The organism is Pantoea sp. M_10, from assembly GCF_008631515.1.
Classification (GTDB): domain Bacteria; phylum Pseudomonadota; class Gammaproteobacteria; order Enterobacterales; family Enterobacteriaceae; genus Pantoea; species Pantoea anthophila.
The window spans coordinates 48,115-73,193 of sequence record NZ_VWUL01000009.1 but is presented as its reverse complement, the minus strand read 5'-3'; the positions used below and the strand labels follow the sequence as shown (position 1 = coordinate 73,193).

General features: G+C 57.3%; 25 protein-coding genes. 6 read left to right on the top strand and 19 right to left on the bottom strand.

From position 1 onward, the window contains the following. Positions 1-201 precede the first annotated feature (201 nt). On the top strand, positions 202-762 hold the full coding sequence (locus F3I47_RS19685; protein ID WP_150030239.1) for a YtfJ family protein: 561 nt from the start codon (positions 202-204) through the stop codon (positions 760-762). A 60-nt stretch (positions 763-822) separates the two neighbouring features. On the opposite strand, the gene cysQ is transcribed toward F3I47_RS19685, so the two are convergent. Then, the gene (gene cysQ / locus F3I47_RS19680; protein WP_046102601.1) at positions 823-1,566 is read right to left on the bottom strand and encodes a 3'(2'),5'-bisphosphate nucleotidase CysQ; all 744 of its coding nucleotides are present in this window, start codon (positions 1,564-1,566) and stop codon (positions 823-825) included. A gap of 292 nt (positions 1,567-1,858) precedes the next feature. Here cysQ and F3I47_RS19675 point away from each other — a divergent pair, with 292 nt between their 5' ends. Beyond that, positions 1,859-3,802 carry a bifunctional 2',3'-cyclic-nucleotide 2'-phosphodiesterase/3'-nucleotidase gene (locus F3I47_RS19675; RefSeq protein ID WP_150030240.1) on the top strand — a complete coding sequence of 648 codons (1,944 nt, stop codon included), beginning with the start codon at positions 1,859-1,861 and terminating at the stop codon, positions 3,800-3,802. 44 nt (positions 3,803-3,846) lie between these two features. Here F3I47_RS19675 and fklB read toward each other — a convergent pair whose 3' ends face one another. Further along, entirely contained in the window at positions 3,847-4,467 is a 621-nt protein-coding gene (fklB, locus tag F3I47_RS19670; protein WP_009087442.1) for an FKBP-type peptidyl-prolyl cis-trans isomerase, read from the bottom strand. Between the two features lie 220 nt (positions 4,468-4,687). Between fklB and F3I47_RS19665 the strand changes: the two genes are divergently transcribed. Further along, positions 4,688-5,359, top strand: a complete 672-nt coding sequence (locus F3I47_RS19665) for a LysM-like peptidoglycan-binding domain-containing protein (RefSeq protein ID WP_150030241.1) — start codon at positions 4,688-4,690, stop codon at positions 5,357-5,359. A gap of 67 nt (positions 5,360-5,426) precedes the next feature. Here the strand turns inward: F3I47_RS19665 and rplI are convergent, their stop codons facing one another. From rplI to rpsF, 4 genes are read right to left on the bottom strand one after another with little or no spacing between them, the layout of a single operon-like run. Further along, positions 5,427-5,876 carry a 50S ribosomal protein L9 gene (gene rplI / locus F3I47_RS19660; RefSeq protein WP_058956512.1) on the bottom strand — a complete coding sequence of 150 codons (450 nt, stop codon included), beginning with the start codon at positions 5,874-5,876 and terminating at the stop codon, positions 5,427-5,429. A gap of 39 nt (positions 5,877-5,915) precedes the next feature. Continuing rightward, positions 5,916-6,143: a 30S ribosomal protein S18 gene (rpsR, locus tag F3I47_RS19655; protein WP_002210155.1), complete on the bottom strand. Its 228-nt coding sequence runs from the start codon at positions 6,141-6,143 to the stop codon at positions 5,916-5,918. Between the two features lie 4 nt (positions 6,144-6,147). Beyond that, the gene (gene priB / locus F3I47_RS19650) at positions 6,148-6,465 is read right to left on the bottom strand and encodes a primosomal replication protein N (RefSeq protein WP_009087448.1); all 318 of its coding nucleotides are present in this window, start codon (positions 6,463-6,465) and stop codon (positions 6,148-6,150) included. Positions 6,466-6,471: 6 nt separating this feature from the next. Then, positions 6,472-6,867, bottom strand: coding sequence for a 30S ribosomal protein S6 (gene rpsF / locus F3I47_RS19645; RefSeq protein WP_009087450.1), 396 nt, complete (start codon positions 6,865-6,867; stop codon positions 6,472-6,474). A gap of 404 nt (positions 6,868-7,271) precedes the next feature. Between rpsF and F3I47_RS19640 the strand changes: the two genes are divergently transcribed. Next, entirely contained in the window at positions 7,272-7,478 is a 207-nt protein-coding gene (locus F3I47_RS19640; RefSeq protein ID WP_140029567.1) for a hypothetical protein, read from the top strand. Between the two features lie 49 nt (positions 7,479-7,527). On the opposite strand, the gene yjfP is transcribed toward F3I47_RS19640, so the two are convergent. Continuing rightward, complete coding sequence (gene yjfP, locus F3I47_RS19635) at positions 7,528-8,277, bottom strand: esterase (protein WP_150030242.1); 750 nt, start codon at positions 8,275-8,277, stop codon at positions 7,528-7,530. 158 nt (positions 8,278-8,435) lie between these two features. On the opposite strand from yjfP, the gene F3I47_RS19630 reads away from it, so the two are divergent. Next, positions 8,436-10,367: a methyl-accepting chemotaxis protein gene (locus tag F3I47_RS19630; protein ID WP_150030243.1), complete on the top strand. Its 1,932-nt coding sequence runs from the start codon at positions 8,436-8,438 to the stop codon at positions 10,365-10,367. Between the two features lie 56 nt (positions 10,368-10,423). Further along, on the top strand, positions 10,424-10,750 hold the full coding sequence (gene bsmA / locus F3I47_RS19625) for a biofilm peroxide resistance protein BsmA (RefSeq protein WP_009087458.1): 327 nt from the start codon (positions 10,424-10,426) through the stop codon (positions 10,748-10,750). On the opposite strand, the gene F3I47_RS19620 is transcribed toward bsmA, so the two are convergent. The 12 genes from F3I47_RS19620 to mutL all read right to left on the bottom strand — a co-directional run bounded on the left by F3I47_RS19620 (position 10,724) and on the right by mutL (position 25,055). Further along, complete coding sequence (locus F3I47_RS19620; RefSeq protein ID WP_150030244.1) at positions 10,724-12,352, bottom strand: isovaleryl-CoA dehydrogenase; 1,629 nt, start codon at positions 12,350-12,352, stop codon at positions 10,724-10,726. The genes bsmA and F3I47_RS19620 overlap by 27 nt on opposite strands. Before the next feature lie 95 nt (positions 12,353-12,447). After that, positions 12,448-13,182, bottom strand: a complete 735-nt coding sequence (gene rlmB, locus F3I47_RS19615; RefSeq protein WP_009087460.1) for a 23S rRNA (guanosine(2251)-2'-O)-methyltransferase RlmB — start codon at positions 13,180-13,182, stop codon at positions 12,448-12,450. Positions 13,183-13,253: 71 nt separating this feature from the next. Then, complete coding sequence (gene rnr / locus F3I47_RS19610) at positions 13,254-15,746, bottom strand: ribonuclease R (protein ID WP_009087461.1); 2,493 nt, start codon at positions 15,744-15,746, stop codon at positions 13,254-13,256. 16 nt (positions 15,747-15,762) lie between these two features. After that, positions 15,763-16,206 (bottom strand): nitric oxide-sensing transcriptional repressor NsrR, encoded by a 444-nt coding sequence (gene nsrR, locus F3I47_RS19605; RefSeq protein ID WP_111208582.1) that lies wholly within the window; start codon positions 16,204-16,206, stop codon positions 15,763-15,765. A 218-nt stretch (positions 16,207-16,424) separates the two neighbouring features. Next, a complete protein-coding gene (locus F3I47_RS19600; RefSeq protein ID WP_009087463.1) occupies positions 16,425-17,723 on the bottom strand; it encodes an adenylosuccinate synthase in 1,299 nt (432 codons plus the stop codon). A gap of 166 nt (positions 17,724-17,889) precedes the next feature. Beyond that, positions 17,890-18,090, bottom strand: coding sequence for a DUF2065 domain-containing protein (locus tag F3I47_RS19595; RefSeq protein WP_009087464.1), 201 nt, complete (start codon positions 18,088-18,090; stop codon positions 17,890-17,892). A gap of 56 nt (positions 18,091-18,146) precedes the next feature. Beyond that, positions 18,147-19,151, bottom strand: a complete 1,005-nt coding sequence (gene hflC, locus F3I47_RS19590; RefSeq protein ID WP_009087465.1) for a protease modulator HflC — start codon at positions 19,149-19,151, stop codon at positions 18,147-18,149. A 3-nt stretch (positions 19,152-19,154) separates the two neighbouring features. Continuing rightward, entirely contained in the window at positions 19,155-20,393 is a 1,239-nt protein-coding gene (hflK, locus tag F3I47_RS19585; RefSeq protein WP_009087466.1) for an FtsH protease activity modulator HflK, read from the bottom strand. A gap of 92 nt (positions 20,394-20,485) precedes the next feature. Next, complete coding sequence (hflX, locus tag F3I47_RS19580; RefSeq protein WP_009087467.1) at positions 20,486-21,766, bottom strand: ribosome rescue GTPase HflX; 1,281 nt, start codon at positions 21,764-21,766, stop codon at positions 20,486-20,488. 73 nt (positions 21,767-21,839) lie between these two features. Beyond that, positions 21,840-22,151, bottom strand: a complete 312-nt coding sequence (hfq, locus tag F3I47_RS19575) for an RNA chaperone Hfq (protein ID WP_009087468.1) — start codon at positions 22,149-22,151, stop codon at positions 21,840-21,842. A gap of 104 nt (positions 22,152-22,255) precedes the next feature. Continuing rightward, positions 22,256-23,206, bottom strand: coding sequence for a tRNA (adenosine(37)-N6)-dimethylallyltransferase MiaA (gene miaA, locus F3I47_RS19570; protein ID WP_046102612.1), 951 nt, complete (start codon positions 23,204-23,206; stop codon positions 22,256-22,258). After that, a complete protein-coding gene (mutL, locus tag F3I47_RS19565) occupies positions 23,199-25,055 on the bottom strand; it encodes a DNA mismatch repair endonuclease MutL (protein WP_058956516.1) in 1,857 nt (618 codons plus the stop codon). Before mutL ends, miaA begins: the two co-directional genes overlap by 8 nt. Positions 25,056-25,079: the final 24 nt, after the last annotated feature.

The window sequence follows — 25,079 nt, the reverse complement described above, 5'->3', positions numbered from 1 at the left end:
GAAAAATGAATTTTTTTACTGAGTTGACACATCATTACAGAACAGTCTGTTATGACTCTCATATGACACAGTATAAACCTTCGTTGGTTAAGGAATTGTGGCGGGCATAACAAACCTGACACCTTTCCACGACAGGCGCATCATCCCTGCTTACTATTGCAGTAAAATGACTGACTGGTCTGATCACTTAAGGAAAGTGCGATGCGAAATATTCTGGCAGCCGTGGCGTTGTCATTACTCATGCTGGCGGGCGTCATGGCCCACGACCTCAGGCTCGATTCCCGAGTGCCCGCCACGGGCGTCAACGACAAAGGCGAGCTGATACTGCAGCAGGAGAAGTTTAGCTATAAAAACTGGAATAGCGCGCAGCTGAGTGGAAAAGTTCGCGTGATTCAGCACATTGCCGGGCGCTCCTCCGCCAAAGAGATGAACGCCGCGCTGATAGAGGCGATTAAGGCCGCGAAGCTGCCGCATGACCGCTATCAGACCACTACCATCGTTAACACCGATGATGCGATCCCCGGCACCGGCATGTTTGTGCGCAGCAGCATTGAAACCAATAAGCAGCAGTATCCCTGGTCGCAGTTTATCGTCGACAGCAAGGGCAATGTGCAGCACGCCTGGCAGCTGCAGCCGGGCAGCTCCGCCATCGTCGTGCTGGATAAACAGGGCACGGTGAAATTTGTGAAGGATGGCCCGCTGACGCAGGATGAAGTGACAGACGTGATTGCTCTGGTCACCTCACTGCTGAAGGCGGAATAGCAGACGCCCCGGCGGGCGCGAAGCTCGCCGGGGCGTCAGAAGGCAGACGCTCAGCCCGCGTTAAAACAGCGACACGCGGAAGCCGGGGTTCAGGAAAGATTCGCGCGGCGCGTAATCCAGGGTTTTACCCTGCCAGTCATGCACATGCGCACCTGCAGCCATCGCCACCGCATGACCTGCACCGGTGTCCCAGATATTGGTGGGTCCGAAACGGGGATAGAGCTGAGCTTTCCCTTCCGCTACCAGGCAGAATTTCAGTGAGGAGCCGGTTGCAACGGTCTGATGCTCGCCCAGCTGCTTCAGGTACTCTTTCATCTCCTCATCGTCGCCATGGGAACGGCTCACCACCACCAGCGGAGGTCGTGCGTCACGCACATGAATCTGTTCACGATGACCGCCCTCCTCTTTCCACGCCTTCCCCTCCGCCGCAGAGTACATCACACCCAGCGCGGGGGCATAAACCACGCCCAGAATCGGCTTGCCCGCCTCAATCAGCGCAATGTTCACCGTAAATTCGCCGTTGCGTTTGATGAACTCTTTGGTGCCATCCAGGGGATCGACCAGCCAGTAGCGCTGCCAGTGCTGACGCTCTGTCCAGGCGGGCGGATCTTCTTCTGACAGCACCGGCAGATCGGGGGTTAACTGCTTCAGGCCAGAGAGGATGACCTCGTGCGCAGCGATATCCGCGGCGGTCACCGGCGAATCATCCGATTTGTGAGAAACGTCAAGCGGCGCGGCACCGTTATAGACCTGCATAATCGCGTCGCCTGCTTCGCGTGCCAGTTGGCAGATTTGCTCTAACATTTTTCACCTCGTTGTGTCTTTCTGCTGCAGGATCAGCTTTCCGTCAGACAGTGACATTTTAGCAGTTTCGCCTGACCTGCCCATTTACAGGCTGACCAGCGCGCCAATTTATAGATATATCAATATCATAGTTACCCGTTTATCGCCACGCCTGCGCCACTTTGCGCGCCCGCCGGAATCCGGTGCCGCCTCCGATGCGCCAAAACGTTATATCCATCACGATTTAAAATGACCCACCGGCAGGCTTTTACATTATTTTGAGATCCCCAATTATTTTGCAGCAGGAGCAGGCATGTTTAAGCCCGGCATAGTCTTACTGGCACTTGGCGTTTCCGCCGCCGCACAGGCCGCAACGGTCGATCTACGCATACTGGAAACCACCGATCTTCATAGCAACATGATGGATTTCGACTACTACAAAGACACCCCAACCGAAAAGTTTGGCCTGGTGCGCACCGCCACGCTGATCCACGCCGCGCGTCAGGAGGTGAAAAACAGCCTGCTGGTCGACAACGGCGATATCATTCAGGGCAGTCCGCTGGGCGACTACATGGCGGCAAAGGGATTGCGTGAGGGGGAGATCCACCCGGTCTACAAGGCGCTCAACACCCTGGATTACAGCGTCGGCAACCTCGGCAATCATGAATTTAATTATGGCCTGCCCTACCTGAAGAAAGCGCTGGCCGGTGCCCGCTTTCCCTACGTCAATGCCAACGTCATTGACGTGAAGAGTGGCAAGCCGCTGTTTACGCCTTACCTCATCAAATCCACCACGCTGGTTGATCGTGAAGGCAAAACCCGGACCCTGAAGATTGGCTATATCGGCTTTGTGCCGCCGCAGATCATGGTGTGGGATAAAGCCAATCTGCAGGGCAAGGTGCGGGTCGATGACATCACGGAAACGGCGCGCCGCTATGTGCCGGAGATGCGTGCGCAGGGCGCGGATCTGGTCATCGCGATTCCGCACTCCGGTCTGAGCAGCGAGCCGTATCACACCCTGGCGGAGAACTCGGTTTACTATCTCAGTCAGGTTGAAGGCATCAACGCCATCCTGTTTGGCCATGCCCACGCCGTCTTCCCCGGTAAAGATTTTGCCGCGATTAAAGGCGCAGACATTAAGAACGGCACCCTGAACGGTGTGCCTGCAGTGATGCCCGGCATGTGGGGCGATCACCTGGGCGTGGTCGACCTGGTGCTGAACAATGACAACGGCAGGTGGCAGGTCACGAGCGGCAAAGCTGAGGCGCGCCCGATCTATGACATCGCAGCGAAAAAGTCTCTCGCCGCAGAAGATCCCGCGCTGGTGAAGGTCCTGGCTGAGGATCACCGCGCCACGCGGGACTTTGTGGCGAAACCCATCGGCAAGTCCGCCGACGTGATGTATAGCTACCTGTCGCTGGTACAGGACGATCCCACCGTGCAGATCGTCAACAACGCTCAGCGCGCCTATGTCGAGCACTTCATTCAGGGCGATCCCGATCTGGGCCGTCTGCCGGTACTCTCAGCGGCGGCGCCTTTCAAGGCGGGCGGGCGTAAAAACGATCCGGCCAGCTATGTCGAAGTGGAGAAAGGGCCGCTGACCTTCCGCAACGCCGCCGATCTTTATCTCTACCCCAACACGCTGGTGGTCATGAAGGTCAGCGGGGCGCAGGTTAAAGAGTGGCTGGAGTGCTCTGCAGGCCAGTTTAACCAGATCGATCCGCACAGTACGAAAACACAGTCGCTGATTAACTGGGATTTCCGCACCTATAACTTTGATGTGATCGACGGGGTCACCTATCAGATCGATGTCACCCAGCCAGCGCGCTACGACAGCGAGTGCCAGCTGATCCATCCTGATGCCTCCCGTATCCGTCAGCTGAGCTGGCAGGGTAAGCCGATCGACCCGCAGGCGACCTTCCTGGTGGCGACGAACAACTATCGTGCTTATGGCGGCAAATTTGCCGGCACCGGCGATAACTATGTCGCCTTTGCCTCGCCGGATGAGAACCGTTCGGTGGTGGCAGCCTATATCAGTGCAGAGACTAAGGCGCACGGGGAAGTCCAGCCAAAAGCGGACAATAACTGGCGGCTGGCCCCGATTAACGCATCCACGCCGCTGGACATCCGGTTTGAGACAGCACCGGGTGAGAAAGCCACCGGGTTTATTAAGCAGCATGCGCAATATCCGCTTCAGCCCAAAGGGACCGATGCGACTGGCTTCGCGTTGTGGCAGGTGAATTTACAGCAGAAGTAAGGCAGGAGAAAACGCTGCAACCGGGCGGTTGCAGCGTCTGGCAATTACAGAATTTCCAGCAGTTCCACTTCGAAAATCAGGGTGCTGAATGGTGGGATGGAGGCACCCGCACCGCGCTCGCCATACGCGAGGTTCTGTGGGATCACCAGTTCCCATTTTGAGCCAACCGGCATCAGGGTCAGGGCTTCGATCCAGCCTGGGATCACACCGCTCACCGGGAACTCTGCCGGTTCGCCACGCGCCACCGAGCTGTCGAACACGCTGCCGTCGATCAGTTTGCCGGTGTAGTGCACGCGTACGCGATCCTGACGCGATGGGATAGGACCTTCGCCCTGAGTAATCACGCTGAACTGCAGACCGGATTCGGTGCTGTTCACGCCTTCACGCTGCGCATGTTCCTGCAGGAACGCCTGACCTTCTGCTGCCATGGCTTCGGTGCGCTCACGACGTACGCCTTCAGCGCGTTCATGAACTTCACGCAGTGCGCGATGAACGACATCAACCGGTACGGCAGGCGAGTTCCCTTCCAGCGCGTCGCGCAGGCCCGCGAGCAGTGCTTCTGGCTGCAGCCCCTGCAGACCAGATTCCAGCAACTGCTGGCCAACCTGTAAACCAATACCGTAACTTGCTTGTGCTTCGACGCTGTCGAAAGAAGGGGTAGTCATCTTCGTTCCTTTCACTCTCGGATAAATTCGAACCGGCAGCATAGCAGCGCAGGCCGCTGGCGTAAAATGCCCTGCATCGCAGATGACTTTTCCCGGCGAAAGAGAAACAATAGAGCCGTCAGATTTATCAATGCTGGCAGGCACTTCGCGCCAGTATTGCCCATACTATAACTAACGACGGAATCCCCCCCGTCTGTGGCACACGAAGAAGAGAGCAACTATGGGCCAGATCGCCCCACGACGCCGCCGGACGCGCGCAACACATATGATATCCCGGCTGCAGACCTGGCTGGCCGCACGCAGGCCAGCGCAGCCTGCCGGAGAGGAGGAACCCCGCATGGCTTCTGAGACGTCATCCCGCCTGCCGACATGGCTTCAGCGAATCTGGCATTTTACCGACGACATCCGCTGGATGGCACCGCTGCCCGCACCGCACCGTCGCGGCATTGTGGCGGCGCTGCTGGTTATGCTGGTAGCGTTTCTCTGGCCTGCCACGACGCCGCGCTATCCGGTCGAGCAGCCGGTTACGCCTTCCGCAGAGAAAGAGGTGCCGATGCAGGCGGATATCTACGATAACACCCGCTCCGGGCAGGCCTCCTCATCACAGCAGACGCCAAAAGCAGACTCTCAGGGCGCGTGGCGCAGTCTGACCATCGCATCCGGCCAGACGCTGGCGCAGCTGTTTCGTGACAACAGCCTGCCGGTCAATGATGTGTTTGCGATGGCGCGGGTGGAAGGCAACGATCAGCCCCTCAGCTCACTGAAAAGTGGTCAGCAGGTCAAAATCCGACAGGATGCACAGGGTGTGGTAACGGGACTGACGGTGGAGGGCGCAGAGGGCCCGGTGCTGTTTACCCGTCAGACAGACGGCAGCTTTATCCGCGCGCAGTAGCTGAGCAAGCATAAAAACAAAAACGCCGGCACAGGGCCGGCGATTTTGTTGTGCTCAGTTAATAAAATTAACCAGCAACAACCTTCACGGTCAGTTTAGCGAATACATCGCTGTGGACCTGGAAGTCTACTTCATGCTCACCGGTAGTACGCAGAACGCCGTTCGGCAGACGAACTTCGCTCTTCGCTACGTCAACGCCAGCAGCAGTAACTGCATCAGCGATGTCGCGGGTACCGATTGAACCGAACAGCTTACCTTCATCGCCTGCTTTAGACGTGATGGTCACGGTGCCCAGTGCATTGATTTTCTCAGCGCGTGCAGTCGCTGCAGACTGAACGTCAGCCAGTTTGGCTTCCAGTTCAGCACGGCGTGCTTCGAAATACTCAACGTTTTTCTTTGTAGCAGGAACAGCTTTGCCCTGTGGAACCAGGAAGTTACGAGCGTAGCCCGCTTTAACGTTAACCTGATCACCCAGGCTGCCCAGGTTTGCTACTTTATCAAGCAGAATAACTTGCATTACCTTATCCTCTTAAAGTCGTTAATGGACAGTTGCCGATTACTGATGACGATCAGTGTACGGCAGCAGAGACAGATAACGCGCGCGCTTGATGCAGCGAGCCAACTGACGCTGGTATTTTGCACGAGTACCGGTGATACGGCTCGGGACAATTTTACCGCTTTCGGTAATGTAGTTTTTCAACGTTGCGATGTCTTTGTAATCGATCTCAACAACGCCTTCCGCGGTGAAACGGCAGAACTTGCGACGACGGAAATAACGTGCCATTAGGCTAGTCTCCAGAATCTATCAATTCAATCTGCTCGGCATGGAACACCACTTTGCTCTGGCCATTGCGTGCCTGATGGCAACTAATGAAACCGTCCAGTGTGAGTTGCGTGCCGACCGTTATATGTTGAGTAATCACCTGATGGGTGCTGCCGCTGATAATTACCGGCATACGACACCAGGCTTGCCGGTGAAACCCGGCCTCCTCCTGCACTGAGCGGTGCTCTAGCACAAACTGACAGTGAGGAATTCCTGACGGGCTAATTTTTCGAACCGGCGTCCTGCACACAGTGCCGGACAAGCGCAGTCGATTAACCGTCACGATGGATTACTCTTCAGAATCCCCAGCATCTGACTCATCAGCGGATTCGTTAGCAAAATCTTCGCGACGATCACGACGCTCATCTTTCGCTTTAACCATCGGTGATGCTTCAGTTACCGCGTGTTTAACGCGCATAACCATGCTACGGATAACGGCGTCGTTGAAGCGGAAGTTCGTTTCCAGCTCATCGATCGCTTCCTGCGGCGCTTCAACGTTCATCAGAACGTAGTGAGCTTTGTGCAGTTTGTTGATCGGGTAAGCCAGCTGACGGCGGCCCCAGTCTTCCAGACGGTGAATCGTGCCCTGTGCACCAGTGATAGCACCAGTGTAACGCTCGATCATGCCAGGAACCTGTTCGCTCTGGTCAGGATGAACCATAAATACGATTTCGTAATGACGCATCGAAATTGCTCCTTACGGATTATTCAGCCTCCTGTCGGGGTCAGCCGCGGCCCATGGAAGCAAGGAACGTTATAGGCTGTGTCCCACAACCGTTCGCCGTAACGAGCCTTTGTGGGACACAGCCTGAGAATGCGGCTGAAAAATTGACGCGTAATCATACTGGCGACCGTGGCTAAACTCAAGCACACATTTCAATAAAATGCGGCTGGGGACGCGGTGTCGGTGGGTCAGGCAGGGAACAGTGTAAAAACAGCGGGTTAACGCGGAATCGTTCAAAAACGCTGACAGAGAGGTTCAGCGGGACGATCTGGCGTTCGCAGGGGCAGTGGCTAAAATTAAAGCAGACGTCACGACAGGGTCGCTGGCGTCACACAGAGTGTCTTCCCTGAAGTGAGGAGTCGGGCATGAAAACGTTCGTCATCGCCACTTTCCTGGGTCTCTTCCTGTCTCCACCCGCCCTTGCCAGCCATGCTGACTGTGCGCAGCAGATAAGAAGTCACAGCAGTGAAGCGGCATCCGGTTATGTCTACGTTAACCGGCTGGACAGGCCGGAACGAAACCCGGTCAGCGCGCCTGCCAGTCCAGCTGAGAAATCGGCTGCGCGCTGGTAAGTACCGGTCGCGTCACGGGCGGCGGCATCCTGCTCCGCCCGTTCATCGTTTACAGCTGATGACGAAAGAAGCTGACCAGCGCCGTCAGGGCGGAGGGGGTGATCTTATGCCCAATCCCCTTTTCCGACAGCGACGTCAGATGCTGATCCAGGCCATTGTCACGCAGGGCCCTCTCCAGCCGCTCGGTTTCCGCCCAGGGCACCACCTCATCCGCCTCGCCATGCCACAGCAGCAGCGGCCGGTCTGCCAGTGCCGTGAGCCGGTTGCAGGGGTCATACTCCGCCAGAGGCGCCATACGGGCAGCAAATTTCGCCTGCCGGTCGGGCGTATCGGGGAGCCGCGGCGGAAACAGTGAGTGACTGAGCTGCATAAAATAGCCCGATCCCATCATGCAGGCGACGCTGTGAATCTGTGGGTAGCGCGCCATGGCCCCCAGGGCGGTCATGCCGCCCATTGAGGCCCCCGCCACCGCAAAACGCGAACCGGCGATCAGATTTTCATCTCGCAGCGCCGCTTCCAGCTGCGGCAGCTCATCAATGTTCTGCTTCAGGATCTCCCAGAAGCGGTCCAGGCGTGTCCCGGCATCACCGTCATAGCGCGCGCCGTGTCGCGCCGCATCGGGCATCACCGCGCGAAAACCTGCCTGCGCCAGCGCCACCGCAAAGTAGGCGTAGACCTCTTTCGACGAGGTAAAGCCGTGATAAAACAGCACCGTGGGCAGCGGTGCCTGGCGCTGTCCGGCAGGCGTGGCGTGCAGGCATTCAATACCGGCCAGCGTTTCTGTCATGAGTTCGATCATCGTCTCTCCTGATGGGGTGAAAGCGTGCCGCTTCAGTGTACGTGCTGTGGATGATTTAACGAAACGTGCCGCTGCGCTTAGCGGCCGGATTTCGCCCTAAACTTTTCCCCCTCCCTGCCGTTGATGGTGTACCCCCATAACTTGTTCAAAGGTAATTTATGACGCGTCTCTCTCTCAGCGGCCTGAGTCTTGGAGTTAAGCTGTCTGTACTGACGTCTCTCAGCGTTGCGCTGCTGTTGCTGGTACTCACCCTGACTCAAAGCCACAACGCCTCACGCCAGCTGGAAAATCTCGCCATCGATGACATGCACAATCAGGTGCAGGGCATTAATGAAATGGCCTCCATGTTCAACGCCACCCTCACCGAAGAGGTGAGCCACTATACCAATCTGTTTATCAGCTTTTTACCCAGGCGTTTCAGCCTTGATGACAGCGCCAGAATTCAGGTAGGCGCATTTTCAACGCCCGTGCTGCGCGCCGGATTAAAAACGCTGAACCTCGATCAGGTCGCCGTCGACGATTTCACTGACCGCACCGCGGCGGTGGCGACGATTTTTGTGCGCGATGGCGATAATTTTATCCGCATCTCCACCTCGCTGAAAAAGGAGGATGGCAGTCGGGCTATCGGTACTCAGCTTGATCGCACCGGCGCCGCCTGGAAAAGCGTTCACGAAGGCAGGACATATCAGGGCCTGGCCACGCTGTTCGGCCACCGCTATATCACGCAGTACCAGCCGGTAAAGGATGAGAGTGGCAGGGTCGTTGCCATCCTCTTCGTCGGCGTCGGCATTGACAAGCAGTATGCGCTGATGCGCGAAAAAATCCTGGCTCGCCGGCTGGGTGACAGCGGTCATTTCTTTGTGCTCAACGGCACGCCCGGTAAGACGCAGGGCAACTATCTGTTTGACCAGCACAACGAAGGAAAACAGCCCGGCTGGGATAGCGCTATCCTGCAGCCGCTATTGACGCAGCCACAGGGCATGCAGCAGGTGGAAATTGACGGTGAGCAGAAAATCCTGGCCTGGCAGCAGCTGCCGGGCTGGAACTGGGTGATCACCGGCGAAGTTAACCGTGCCAGCCTGCTGGCTCCGATTACCCACAGCCGTAACCTGTTCCTGATGACCGGACTGATTCTGGTGGTGATCTTTGCGCTGGGGTTTGTATGGTACAGCCGCCGGGCCATTACCCATCCGCTGCAGCAGGTGATCCATCTGGCGGAGCAGTATGCCGCCGGTAATCTGCAGGTCAACCTGAAGACCACCCGCTCTGATGAGGTAGGCCAGCTGATCGTGGCAATTAACGGCATTGGAAACGGTCTGGAAAAAATCGTCAGCCAGGTGCGCGTTGCCGCACAGGAGATCAGTGACGGTACGGATACCATCGCCGTCAGCAGCCATAACATCAGCGAGCAGATTGGACGTCAGGCCAGCAGCGTCGAGCAGACCTCCGCCAGCATGGAGCAGTTTGGCGCAACGGTGGAACACACCGCCGACAGCCTGCGTCAGGCGATGTCCCTGGTGGCGGAAGCCAGCGGAATCGTCAGCCACGGCAGCCAGACGGTGGAGCGCTCGGTGAACACCATGTCAGCGATTAAAGTGTCGTCACAAAGCATTGCGGACATTACCCATGTGATTGAGTCGATTGCCTTCCAGACCAACATCCTGGCGCTGAATGCCGCCGTTGAAGCGGCGCGAGCCGGTGAACAGGGTCGCGGTTTTGCCGTGGTCGCGGCAGAAGTGCGGGCACTGGCACAGCGGTCAGCGCAGGCGGCCAAAGAGATCGATGGGCTGATTGCCACCTCCATCGGCAACGTGGCACAGGGACATCAGCTCTCTGAACAGACGCGCGATGCGATGAGTGACATTGTGACGCACATCGAGCAGGTGCAGGCGCTGATGGGCGAGATCAACGTGGCGGCGCAGCAGCAGGCGGCGGGCATTGGTCAGGTTAATCTGGCGATGAATCAGATCAGTCAGGCGACCCATCAGAACAGCGAGCTGGTGGCGCAGGCGGAAAACAGTGCGCAGACGCTGAGTGATAAAGGTCATCATCTCACCCAACTGGTCAGCGTATTCAGCCTTAAAGCCTGACCGCCTTCAGCACGATGACATACACTTACTGTCTCGTCCTGAAAAAGGGTTTTGCTATGCGTTCCGCTTACTTACTGATCCTGAGCCTGCTTCTGGCAGGCTGTTCCGCCCTTCAGACAACGCCAGAAGCGCCGCCTGCCCCAACGCAGCAGGCACAGGAGATTTCACGGTCGCAGAGTGGCGGCTTACCGAAGCTGGGTAATATCACCGTGAACGTGCATGGCTCGCCGGATGACGCCCAGCGGGCGGTGGCCGCCCGGGCCAATCAGGCCGGAGCGGTTTACTATCAGATCGTGGCGCTAAGTGAAACGGTGATGCCTGGCTTGTGGTACGCCAGTGCGATTCTTTATGGTGCGTCACCGGCCACAGGCGCGGGCCAGTAAACGATCGGTCACTGCGGCTTCCAGCGGGCGTGAACCGCGCGGGTCGAGCCACTGCTGGCACCAGGCATCGGCCAGCGGCGGCTCGGCATATTTCAGCAGCTGAGCGCCCGTCGCCAGCAGCAGCAGCGTGCGGGTGACCTCGCGCGCCTGCTCTTCAGGGATGTGGCTGAGTCTCAGCCGCAGCTGACGCCAGCGCGCATCAAAATGCCGGTTACATCCTTTTACCGCCTCAAACTCCTGATTCAGCATCTCAGTCACCTCCGCCTGGCGGGCGAGCACGCGCAGGACGTCCAGACACATCACGTTGCCCGCCCCCTCCCAGATACTGTTGACCGGCATGTCACGATAGAGACGCGGCAGCTCACTCGCTTCGCAGTAGCCAATCCCGCCCAGCACCTCCATCGACTCCGCCACAAACGGCGCGCCCGCTTTGCAGATCTGATACTTAGCGGCCGGGGTAAATAAGCGGGCAAAGGTGACCTCATGCGGTTTCGCCGGCTGGGACCAGGCGCGCGCCAGGCGCATCAGCAGCGCAGTCTGCCCCTCCAGCTGCAGCGCCTGCTGAGCCAGCACCTGCCGCATCAGCGGCAGATCCACCAGATTTTTCCCCTGCACCTGACGCTGGTGGGCATGCCAGAGTGCCACCGAGAAGGCCCGCCGCATCTGCCCGTGACTGCCGAGTGCGCAGTCGAAGCGCGTCATCCCGGCCATCTTCAGGATCAGCCGCACCCCTTCACCCTCTTCTCCCAGCAGCCAGCCCGTCGCCTCGCGAAACTCCACTTCGCAACTGGCGTTCGAGCGATTGCCCAGCTTCTCTTTGAGCCGTTCAAGCTGAATGGCATTGCGGGTGCCGTCGGGCAGCAGTCGCGGCAGGAAGAAGCAGCTTAATCCGGCGGGCGTCTGCGCCAGCACCAGATGCGCATCACTCTGCGGCACGGAGAAAAACCATTTATGGCCGGTCAGCCGCCAGGCTTCGCCGGGGCCGCGCGCCTCAAGCGGTTCTGCAAAGGTGGTGCTGGTAAGCAGATCGCTGCCCCCCTGCTTCTCTGTCATTCCCATGCCGATCAGCAGGCCGCGTTTCTGGTCGCCAGGCTGCGCATGGGTATCGTAGCGGTCGCTGAGCAGCGGATCGAGCCAGCCCTCAAATGCGGCGGGCAGACAGGTCTGCAGCAGCGGAATGGCGGCGTGTGTCATGGTCATCGGGCAGAGCGTGCCCGCTTCAACCTGTGCATGCAGGATAAAGCGCGCGGCGCGCGCCACGCTCGCCTGTTCCCGAACCGCAGGCTGCCAGCTGAGGTTGTGCAGGCGGCTGGCGCAGACGCCCTGCATCAGCAGGTGCCAGGCGGGGTGAAAACGGACCTCATCCAGCCGCACGCCACGGGCATCATAGCGCTGCAGCTCAGGGGGTTCAGTATTGGCAAGCCGGCCAAGCTCCAGCGACTCGGCCCCGCCGAGCTGTGAGCCAACGGAGGTCAGCCATTCCCGATCCCATCCGGCCCCCTCACGGGAAAGGGCTTCGCTGAGCGGCGTATCGGAAAGAAACAGATTACTGTTGCTGAGAGGATGGGGCTGATTAAAAACGGTGTGTGTTGTCCAGGTCATAACCACTCCTCGCGGATGTCACTCCGTAAGTATGCGAAGGACGCAGGGTTATGCCTGGTACAGAAACTAATTTGTGGCGAGGATCACATCGGGGATCAGGCGTTGCGCTGGCGCACCGCTTCAAACAGGCAGACGCCGGTGGCCACCGAGACGTTGAGCGACGAAACGCTGCCCGCCATCGGAATGCTGATCAGCTCATCGCAATGTTCACGGGTCAGGCGACGCATGCCCTCACCCTCTGCGCCCATCACCAGCGCCATCGGGCCAGTCATTTTGCTCTGGAAGACGGTATGGTCAGCTTCACCTGCGGTGCCGACAACCCAGATGTTGTACTCCTGCAGCAGACGCAGCGTACGCGCCAGGTTGGTGACGCGGATCAACGGCACATTTTCCGCCGCGCCGCTGGCCACTTTTTTGGCGGTGGCGTTCAGAGGGGCAGAACGATCTTTCGGCACGATAATCGCGTGCACACCGGCCGCATCCGCGCTGCGCAGACAGGCGCCCAGATTGTGCGGGTCGGTGACGCCATCCAGCACCAGCAGGAACGGTTTGTCCAGGCTCTGCAGCAGATCCGGCAGATCGCCCTCCTGATACTGACGGCCGGGTTTCACCCGTGCCACGATGCCCTGATGCACCCCGCCTTCGACCTGACTGTCGAGCCATTTACGCTCCGCCAGCTGAATGACGATCCCCTGAGCTTCCAGCGCGGCGACCACGGGTTGCAGGCGACGATCGTCGCGGCCTTTGAGGATAAAGACTTCCTGAAAACGTTGTGGAGCACGTTCCAGCAGCGCCTGCACGGCATGGATACCAAAAATAATTTCGCTCATCAATCTGCTCAGTGGTTGGAAATGAAAAGAATAACCGCCCTTTCTCCGGAGAGAAAAGGCGGTGACGCGCCTCAGTCAGACTCGGCCTTTCTTCTGGCGCGCTTCGCCTTTGTGGCGGCGGCGATTTTACGGGTTTTTTCCGAGACGTTTTTACTTTTTTTCTCGCTATTTGCCCCGGCAGATTTGCCTTTGCCTCCCCGGAAGGCGGCGTCCGGCTCGAAGTTAGACTTACGGCTCGCATCGCGACGGCGCTTCGCTGGCGCTTTATCGTCACGTTTTGCGCGGTCGCGCGCGGTTTTTCCTTCGCCACGCACCTGCCGCTGACTGGAGATCAGGGCAAAGTCGATTTTACGCTCGTCCATATGCACGGCTTCCACCCGCACTTCCACGGTGTCACCCAGGCGATAGGTGCGCCCGCCCGATTCACCAATCAGACGCTGCCCTACCGGGTCAAAACGGTAGTAGTCATTGTCGAGTGAGGAGACATGCACCAGACCATCAATGAAGAGATCGTTTAAGCGCACAAAGAAGCCAAATCCGGTGACGCTGGAGATGACGCCGTTGAACACGTTACCGACCTGATCCTGCATGAAGTCACACTTGAGCCAGTCCGCCACGTCGCGCGTCGCTTCATCTGCGCGGCGCTCAGTCAGGGAACAGTGCAGGCCCAGTTGCAGCATCTGCGGCATGTCATAGTGATAGCCCCCGGTCGCGGTCGTCAGATCTTTGGCAACGCTGCGATCTTTCGGCATCAGGTACTTAATGGCGCGCTGAACCAGCCCTTTGCCTTCATCCTGCTCTTTTGCCAGCAGATATTTGATGGCGCGGTGCAGCGTCAGATCCGGGTAGCGACGGATCGGCGAGGTAAAGTGAGCATAGGAGGAGAGGGCCAGACCGAAGTGGCCGCGGTTCTCCGGATCGTACACCGCCTGTTTCATGGAACGCAGCAGCATGGTCTGCAGCATTTCCGCATCCGGACGATCGGCCACCTGCTTCAGCAGCGCCGCATAGTCAACAGGCTGCGGTTTGTTGCCGCCTGGCAGGCTCAGTCCCAGCTCATTGAGCACGGTACGGAAGCTCTTAATGCTCTCGTCGGTCGGACGATCGTGATCGCGGAACAGCGCCGGTTCCTGATTTTTCTCCACAAAGCGTGCCGAGGCGATGTTCGCCAGGATCATGCACTCTTCGATCAGCTTGTGGGCGTCATTACGGGAGACGCGTTCCACCCGCTCAATACGGCGCTCGGCGTTGAAAATAAACTTCGCCTCTTCCGTCTCAAACGAGATACCGCCGCGCTCTTCGCGTGCAGCATCCAGCGCCTGATAGAGGTTATGCAGCTCTTCAAGATCTTTAACCAGCGGCGCGTATTGCTGACGCAGCTCTTTGTCGCCCTGCAGGATATTCCAGACCTTGTTATAGGTCAGACGCGCATGGGAGTTCATCACCGCTTCATAATGTTTGAAGCCGGTCAGTTTACCCTTGGTCGAAATGGTCATCTCGCACACCATACACAGGCGATCCACCTGCGGGTTAAGCGAACAGAGGCCATTCGACAGCACTTCCGGCAGCATCGGCACCACCTGTGACGGGAAGTAGACCGAGGTGCCGCGCTGATGCGCCTCATCATCCAGTGGCGTGCCCGGACGAACGTAGTAGCTCACATCGGCAATCGCTACCCACAGACGCCAGCCACCCCCGCGCTTTTTCTCACAGTAGACGGCATCATCGAAGTCACGGGCATCTTCACCATCAATGGTGACCAGCGGCAGTTTGCGCAGATCGACGCGGCCTTTTTTCGCCTCTTCCGGCACCTCTTCTTTCAGCTGGCTGATCTGGGCTTCTACCTGCGGCGGCCAGGTGTGCGGAATTTCATGGGTGCGCAGCGCCATATCCACGGCCAGGCTGGTGCCCATATCTTCGCCGAGGATTTCAATCACTTTACCGATCGCTTTGCTGCGACGGTTCGGGCGCTGCACCAGCTCCACCACCACCACGGAACCCATACGGGCCTGCATCGTCTCTTCTGGGGGGATGAGAATATCGAAACTCAGGCGACTGTCATCCGGCACCACGAAGCCGGCACCGGCATCGGTAAAGTAGCGGCCAACGATCTGATTGTTGCGGGGTTCCTGCACCCGGACCACGCGCGCTTCGCGACGGCCTTTGCGATCGGCACCCAGCGGCTGCGCCAGGATCACGTCACCGTGCATGCAGAATTTCATCTGTTCAGCGGAAAGATAGAGGTCATCTTTCTGACCTTCCGCCCGCAGGAAACCGTAGCCATCACGATGGCCGATAACTTTACCGCGCAGGAGATCGAGGCGTTCTGGCAGGGCATAACACTGACGGCGGGTGAAGACCAGCTGACCATCACGCTCCATGGCGCGAAGGCGGCGACGCAGCGCCTCGAGCTGCTCTTCATCGTGCAGATTCATCTCTTCAGCCAGCTCTTCACGGCTGGCCGGTTTTTCACGTTTTTCTAATAAAGCCAGGATAAATTCACGGCTTGGAATAGGGTTTTCGTATTTTTCAGCTTCTCTATCCTGAAAAGGATCTTTTGACATAACGGTTCCTCCGATGTCATTTAATATTTATATCCGCCGGCGATCTGGACAGTATGATTTCATAAAGTGGCGTATTGCCTTCGACCAAATCGGCCAGCGTATAGTTATCCAGCTCCTGCAAAAATCGCTGTACTGCATCATGCAGCGCCTGTTTAAGACGGCAGGCGGGCGAAATGGAGCAGGAGGGGCAATCGACTAATTGTAGCGGCTCCATCCTGCGGACCACTTCACCAATCACAATCTGACGCGGCGGCATACCCAGACGAATACCGCCATTTTTACCCCGTGTTGCAGCGACATAGCCCGCCCGGCTCAGCTGATTAATGATTTTGACCATATGGTTACGCGACAAACCGTACGTGTCGGTTACCGCAGTAATATTGGTCTGCTGGCCTTCGGGTAACGAGGCCAGATAAATCAGGGCCCGTAAGCCATAATCAGTAAAACTCGTGAGCTGCACAGTAACCTCAGTGAACCTTCAGGCGTGGCATGACATTGTTCGCCTTACAATGGGTGTCGGGATTAAATCGGATCGCCATTCGATTAACTACGATGATAAACCAGAGTGTGATTGGCCGTGCGTTTTTTTCAGTCAGCACCGGGTTTGACAAGCGAAGGGAAGATAAGTGGCATCAGAGAGTGGAAAAACAAGGGCCGGACAGCGTCCGGCCTCAATCATTATGCGTCGAACGGATCGCGCAGAATCATTGTTTCACTGCGATCGGGACCGGTTGAAATAATATCAATCGGCACACCCGTTACCTCTTCAACGCGCTTGATGTAATCACGCGCCGCCTGAGGTAAACCTTCCAGCGTCTTAACGCCAAACGTTGTCTCGCTCCAGCCTGGCAGCGTTTCGTAGATCGGCTCAATGCCTTCCCAGTTCTCTGCTGCCAGCGGCGTAGAGGTCACTTCGCGGCCATCCGGCATACGGTAAGCGACACAGATTTTCACCTCTTTCAGGCCATCCAGCACGTCCAGCTTGGTCATGCAGAAACCTGACAGGGAGTTGATCTGAACTGCACGGCGAACGGCCACCGCATCCAGCCAGCCGGTACGACGACGACGTCCGGTGGTCGCACCAAACTCGTTGCCCTGTGCACACAGGAACTCACCGGTTTCATCGAACAGCTCGGTCGGGAACGGGCCTGCACCTACGCGGGTGGAGTACGCTTTCACAATACCCAGCACGTAGTCGACATAACGCGGGCCGATACCTGAACCAGTCGCCACGCCACCTGCGGTGGTGTTGGACGAGGTCACGTAAGGATAGGTCCCGTGGTCGATATCCAGCAGGGTACCCTGCGCGCCTTCAAACATGATCAGATCGCCACGCTTACGCGCGCTGTCCAGCAGTTCAGAGACGTCAACCACCATGCCGGTCAGGATGTCAGCGACTTCCATCACATCGCTCAGCACTTTGTCGAAATCGACGGCTGGCTCTTTGTAGTACTCCACCAGCTGGAAGTTGTAGAAATCGACCACTTCCTTCAGCTTGGCAGCAAAGGTTTCTTTGTTGAACAGGTCGCTGACGCGCAGTGCGCGACGCGCCACTTTATCTTCATAAGCCGGTCCGATGCCACGGCCGGTGGTCCCGATCGCTTTGGCACCGCGCGCACGTTCACGCGCCATGTCCATCGCAACATGATATTGCAGGATCAGCGGACAGGCTTCAGAAATCAGCAGACGTTCACGTACCGGAATCCCGCGCGCTTCCAGACCTTTCATCTCCTTCATTAAGGCTTCAGGAGAGAGCACAACACCGTTACCAATGATGCTGGTCACGTTATCGCGCAGAATGCCAGAAGGGATCAGGTGGAGGACGGTTTTTTCACCGTTGATGACAAGCGTGTGGCCCGCATTGTGGCCGCCTTGATAACGCACAACGTAATTCGCGCGTTCAGTCAGAAGGTCTACAATCTTACCTTTACCTTCGTCACCCCATTGGGTGCCCAGTACGACGACGTTCTTACCCATTTCTCAAAATCACCGATTGCTTAAAAAAGGATTCTACCATCTGATCCCGCTGTTTTCAGCACTTTTAGCATACGATTGCGCGCTTTTTTGCCTGAGTTTTGATCACTACAACATGTTGGGGATTCTGGCGCAAAAAGGCACAATTTAGCCGGTTTCAGCCACGGTTTCAGACGTTGCCGTGCAGACTCAGCATGCAGTAGATGACCATGCCTGCCACCACCAGTCCGCCACCGAAACGGTGCAGCAGACGATCCGGTAACCGGGTCATCGACAGGATCATGCGTCGCCAGAGGCGTGGCATAAACATCGGCCCCAACCCTTCGAGCACTAACACCAGCGCCAGTGCCATCCAGATGCTTGTTTTCATTCTGATACCCAAAAAAAAGGCCGACAACATTGTCGGCCTGTAGGTTATATCAGTTCTTAGCGTGTCGCGTTAGAGGGCGCCTTCATATATCGGAAGAAGTCGCTATCCGGGCTTAACACCATCACGTCCTGATTTTCGCTGAAACTGTTTTCGTAAGCACGCAGGCTACGAATAAAGGCGTAGAAGTCAGGATCTTTGCTGAACGCATCGGCAAACAACCGGGCCGTTTCCGCATCACCATCACCGCGGGTGATCAGCGCTTCACGCTGCGCTTCGGCCAGCGTACGCGTGACCTGATAGTCCGCCTGGGCGCGCAGTTTTTCCGCCTCTTCCTGACCCTGTGAACGCTGGCTGCGTGCAACCGCTTCACGCTCAGCGCGCATACGGTTGAAGATCGCATCAGACACTTCGGTCGGCAGGTTGATCTGCTTGATGCGCACATCAACGACCTGAATACCTAACGCGGCCATACTGTTCGGATTCGGAGCGGGCTCATTGCTGTTGGTTTCACGCTCAACACGGGCCGCTGCGCTGGCAATCGCGTCATCCGCCGCTGGCGTCGCTACTTCATCATCGCTGCCGACAGAACCGGTGTTCAGCGCGTCACGCACGTCCGTGGTCAGGCGACCGCGGGAATCCGTAACGATATCTTTCACATCCAGACGGCCCATTTCAGAACGCAGGCGGTCACTGAACTTACGTTTCAGCAGCACTTCCGCCTGAGAGACATCCCCGCCACCGGTGGCCAGGTAGTAACGACTGAAGTCGCTGATACGCCACTTGATGTAGGAGTCCACGATCAGATCTTTCTTCTCTTTGGTGACGAAGCGATCGGCCTGATTGTCCATGGTCTGGATACGTGCATCCAGCGTCTTAACCGTTTCCAGGAATGGGATCTTGAAATGCAGACCCGGCTCAAACACCTGCGGCTTGTTTTCGCCGTCGCGCAGGACTTTACCGAAGCGCAGCACGATGCCGCGCTCGCCTTCCTGCACCACAAACAGCGACGCATAGAGCGCCACCAGCACGACGATAATTAAAAATATTATTGGCTTACGCATCGATTACTCTCTCCCTTCGCGCTGGCTGTCGCTGCGCTGAGCATTCGCCCGGCGCTGATCCATGATGTTGTCCGGACTGTATGACGACGTGTCATTGCGGCTGGCATTGCGATCGGAGAGCGCAGGCAGTGACGAGCTGGTTCCGCCCTTCTGACCGTGCTGGCCGGATGCAGCCTGACCGCCACGCATCAGCTGGTCCAGCGGCAGCATCATCAGATTATTACCGCGATCGTTAACCAGAACTTTGCGGGTATGGCTCAGTACGCGTTCCATGGTCTCAATATAGAGACGCTCTTTGGTGATCTCTGGCGCCGCTTTATACTCCGGCAGAATCTTGGCGAAACGCGCCACTTCACCCTGCGCTTCCAGAACGGTTCGCTCTTTGTAAGCGCGCGCCTCTTCCAGAATACGTTGCGCCTGGCCATTCGCACGAGGCTGAACTTCGTTAGCGTAGGCTTCCGCTTCACGGACGTACTGCTCGCGGTTTTCACGTGCGGCGATAGCGTCATCAAACGCAGATTTCACCTCTTCTGGCGGACGGGCCGCCTGGAAGTTGACGTCCAGTACCGCGATGCCCATGTTGTACGGGCGAATCGTCTCGTCAATTTCACGCTGGGTATCGCTACGCACCACGGTACGGCCTTCGGTGAGAATGCGATCCATGGTAGAACGGCCAATTACGCCACGCAGCGCGCTGTCTGTCGCCTGACGCAGGCTGTCGTCGGCGCTGGTGACCGCATAAAGATAGCGTTCCGGATCGGTCACGCGGTACTGCACGTTCATCTCTACGCGCACCACGTTTTCGTCGGAGGTCAGCATGACGCCAGACGCCGCCAGTTCACGCACCGACTCGACGTTGACCGCACGAACCTGATCGATGAAGGTCGGCTTCCAGTTCAGACCCGGTTCGACCAGGTGACTGAACTTACCGAAACGCGTGACCACGCCCCGTTCCGCTTCTTTGATGGTGTAGAAACCGCTTGCAGCCCAGATGACGACCGCCGCTACCGCGACGATGCCAGCCAGTTTGCCACCGCTGCCGGAGCCGCGCTGACCGTTATCGCTCTGTTTGCCACCGCCCAGTCCGCCAAGCTTCTTGCTCAGTTTACGGAAGATATCATCCAGATCAGGAGGCCCGGATTCCCGTCCTCCCTTATTCCCCCCAGAGTTGCCGCCTTGATTATTGCTGCTTCCCCACGGGTCGCGGTCCTGTCCGTTATTTCCGGGCTGATTCCACGCCATGTTCTACTCCATTTATTGTAATTACGGTTTTTACCCTTCATTTTTCGGATGCGACAATCGTCTAATGTTAAGGTAAATGCGTTTTGGCAATATCAAACAATGTAACTGGTCAGCGACGGTTCCTGCTTACATAAACGCATCCATTCAATAATGGGCATACGTATCTGCAATCCTACACTGCCGTCTTCTTCATTCCACTCTTTCTCAATCGCCTGCAACTGATAGAAGCGACTGCGAAGTCGCCCCGCTTCCGGTGGCAGACGTAATGCATGCTGAGCAATCTCCCCGGACAGCCGCTCAGAGAGCGCCTGCCAGAGCAACGGAAGGCCTGCACCGGTCTGGGCAGAGAGCCAGACACGAATCGGCAGATTCTCTTCGTTGCGATCGATACGCGGCTCAAATCCGTCGAGCATATCGATTTTATTCATCACCAGTAACGTCGGGATCTCATCCGCCTCAATCTCTTCGAGGACGGCATCGACGGCAGCCATATTATCGGTGACGCGAACATCGGCGCCATCAACCACGTGCAGCAGCAGCGTCGCCTGGCGTGTCTCCTGCAGCGTGGCTTTAAACGCGGCAACCAGGTCGTGAGGAAGATGGCGAATAAACCCGACCGTGTCCGCCAGCACGACTTCCCCGACATCAGCCACATTCAGACGGCGCAGCGTAGGGTCGAGCGTCGCAAACAGCTGGTCTGCGGCAAAGACGTTGGCCGAGGTCATGGCATTAAAGAGGGTCGATTTGCCGGCGTTGGTATACCCCACCAGCGAAACGGTCGGCACATCCGCTTTGGCACGTGACTGACGCCCCTGTTCGCGCTGCTTTTCAACCCGCTCAAGGCGAGACAGAATCTGGCTGATGCGTCCGCGTAACAGACGGCGGTCTGTTTCTAACTGGGTTTCACCCGGACCCCGCAAACCAATCCCGCCCTTCTGGCGTTCAAGGTGGGTCCAGCCGCGCACCAGACGTGTGGCGAGATGGCGAAGCTGTGCCAGCTCGACCTGCAATTTACCTTCGTGGGTGCGTGCCCGTTGGGCAAAGATATCCAGAATTAAACCGGTGCGATCAATGACCCGGCATTCGCACAGGCGCTCGAGGTTTCTTTCCTGAGCGGGCGTAAGGGCATGATCGAATAAGACGACCGATGCTCCTGTTGTTTTTACCGCATCGGCAATTTCAACGGCTTTTCCTTCACCGACAAAATACTTGGGGTGTGGCGCTTTACGGCTGCCAGTTACCACTTGCAGCGCCTCAACGCCAGCAGAAGAGACCAGGGTTTCAAACTCCTGCAGATCTTCTACTTCTTTGTCTTGGGAGAACCAGATGTGTACCAGTACGGCCTGCTCACCGGCATCATAACGGTCAAACAAGCTATAACCTCGCTAAAATAAAAGACCAGGACGGAAAACCACTGTTCTCCGATCCTGGCTGTACGGCGACGCGTTACTCTGCGTTATCACCGTCTTGTTGTGGCTGTGGCTGCGCAGATGTGTTGCTGCCACCATGATGGTAATTGTTGCTGCCGCCACCGGTATTATTGCTATGGTGAGAAACCGGGCGTGAAGGAACAACGGTAGAAATGGCATGTTTATAAACCATCTGACTTACCGTGTTTTTCAACAAAATGACGAACTGATCAAATGACTCAATCTGACCCTGCAGCTTAATACCGTTAACCAGATAAATCGAAACCGGAACACGTTCACGACGCAGTGCGTTCAAAAACGGGTCTTGTAATGATTGCCCCTTAGCCATTCTATCTTTTCCTTATATGCTTGTTGTTTGTTGCTCGTAGAACCTATGGTTCTGAAAAAAACTGCGTAAAAATTTGCGCACGATAACTCATCAATTGTACACAATCACCCATGCTTCGCACTAAGAACCTGTAACACCGTATCACGCGCCAGCCGGGGCTCGTCACTGTCAAGCCAGTGAACGTTTTCCCAGCCACGTAACCAGGTCATCTGTCTCTTAGCGAGCTGCCGGGTTGCGCAAATTCCCCGATAAACCATCTCGCTGTAATCGATTTCGCCTGATAAATAAGACCACATCTGACGATAGCCAACACAACGAATGGAAGGCATGTCCGTATGCAAATCACCTCGTGCAAACAGGGCCCGAGCCTCCGCTTCAAATCCTGACGCCAACATCTGCTCAAAACGTAACGCGATGCGCTGGTGCAGCAGTTCGCGGCTCGCGGGGGCGATGGCAAACTGATGCACGTCGTAGGGTAACGCTTCACCGGAGGTTTTTGTCAGTTCCGTTAAAGTTTTACCCGAAATAAAAAAAACTTCCAGTGCTCGCGAAAGTCTCTGCGGATCATTCGGATGAATACGACTACCAGCAACCGGGTCGATCTCACACAGCTGGCGGTGCAAAGCTTCCCAGCCTTTTTCACGCGCCGTTTGCTCTATCTGCTGACGAACGTCGGGATCGGCCGAGGGCAACGGCGACAATCCTTCAAGTAACGCCTTGAAGTAGAGCATGGTTCCACCAACAAGCAACGGAATTCGTCCAGCCTGAACGATATCCGCCATTTCTGCTAAAGCATCGCGCCGGAACTCCGCAGCCGAATAGGCTTCTGCGGGATCGCGGATGTCGAGCAGACGATGGGGGGCCACTGCTAACTCCTCAGCCGACGGTTTTGCCGTACCAATATCCATCTGACGATAGATTAAGGCAGAATCGACGCTGATTAGTTCCACCGGTAACTGCCTGCGCAGTTCAATGGCTAATGCGGTTTTACCCGATGCAGTGGGTCCCATCAAAAAAATCGCCTTTGGCCGGCCAGCCTGGTTCAGTTCACTCATGCTTCAACGCGTTAATCGCGCTCTCAATCTCTAAGGGCTGTAACAAGCCTGAAGGTGGCGATTTCAGTAACTGTGGGCAAAGCCGTTCGAGCTCTGCCAGCAGGTTGATCGCCTGTGAGTGATTCCAGTCGGAGGACGCTGCATCCTGACGCCGTGCCAGCCACTGGGCCAGCTGCGTCGCAGAGTTCTCCTGCTGCCGGGCGAGATAGCCTAACAGTTCAGGAATCAAGATTTGTAAATTTTGTGTTCGTAACGGTAAAGGCACCGCACGCAGGGTCACGTGGTCACCGTCAGGCTGCAGATCGATACCCATCTGACTGAGCAGACTGCTGTTTTCTTTGGCGGCCTGACACTCCTCCCGCGCCATTTTCAGGCGCACCGGAATCAGAAGGGGCTGTGGTTTAAGCCCCTCTTCGCCCGGTTCGAGCTGCGCCTGCTTCAGCCAGCGCGCCGCGACCGGCAGCGCCATCAGGAACAGTTTCTGGTCCTGTTCCAGCAGCGCATAGTGGTTCTGCAGGACGGTCAGCACCCGGCCAAAACTCTGCGCATGGGCCGCCAGCGGCGTGGCTTTCTCCGGCTGACGCCGCGCAGCCGGTTCGCGGGCTTCAGGCGCCGCCGCACTGGCGGCAGGCGTTTTCAGCAGCTGCTGATAAACCGCGCCTTCACGCTGACGATAGACGTTCTCTTTGTTTTGCCATGCGGGGGCTGGCTCACGGGCGGGCGCGGCCGGTCGCTTCTCACTGGCGGAGGTCGCAGGCTGGGCAAAATGGTTGCCCCCGGCGGCCTGACGATTCTCCGGCTGCCAGCGTGGGGCCGGTTCTTCTGCTTTCAGCGCGGGCAATGCTGGTGCGGCAACCGCCTGAAGCGCGCTGACCACGCCCTGATAAATAAAGTCATGCACCAGACGTGACTGATGAAACCGCACTTCGTGTTTGGCCGGATGGACGTTGACATCCACCTGATGCGGATCGATCTCCAGATAGAGCACGTAAGCGGGTTGCTGCTCATCCTGCAGCTGGTCCTGAAAAGCCTGGCGGATAGCGTGGTTGATCAGCCTGTCACGCATCATGCGGCCATTGACGTAGCAATATTGCAGCTCGCTGACCTGACGCGACCCGGCGGGATCGGCGACCCAGCCGCGCAGCGAAAGATCGTCATGTTGCCAGTCGATGCGCAGCGCATGCTGCATAAAGGTGGTGCCACAGATGGCGGCCAGCCGTCGTTCGCGCTGACTCTCCTCGCTGACGGCCCGATACTGACGCATCATTTTGCCGTTATGGCTGAGCGAAAAGGCGACATCAAACCGCGCCAGCGCAATACGACGAATCACCTCGTCGATGTGACCAAATTCAGTTTTCTCGGTGCGCATGAATCTGCGCCGCGCGGGGGTGTTATAAAACAGGTCCAGCACTTCCAGCGTGGTGCCGCAGGGGTGCGCAGCCGGTTTGACCGTCACCGCCATCTCACGCCCTTCGGCATAAGCCTGCCAGGCTTCGGTCTGATCGGCAGTACGCGAGGTTAAGGTCAGGCGGGAGACCGAACTGATACTGGCCAGCGCTTCCCCCCGGAACCCCAGACTCATAATCGCCTCCAGGTCATCCAGCGAGGCAATTTTACTGGTGGCGTGCCGGGCGAGCGCCATTGAGAGTTCGCTTTTCACGATGCCGCAGCCGTTGTCACGGATGCGGATAAGCTTTGCGCCCCCTTTTTCAATATCAACGTCAATGCGCGTTGCGCCAGCATCAAGGCTGTTTTCCACCAGCTCTTTTACAACCGATGCAGGACGCTCAACCACTTCCCCCGCCGCAATCTGGTTTGCCAGCTGAGGCGGTAAAATTTGTATCGGCATGGTGGATATCCTTTTGGCTGACAG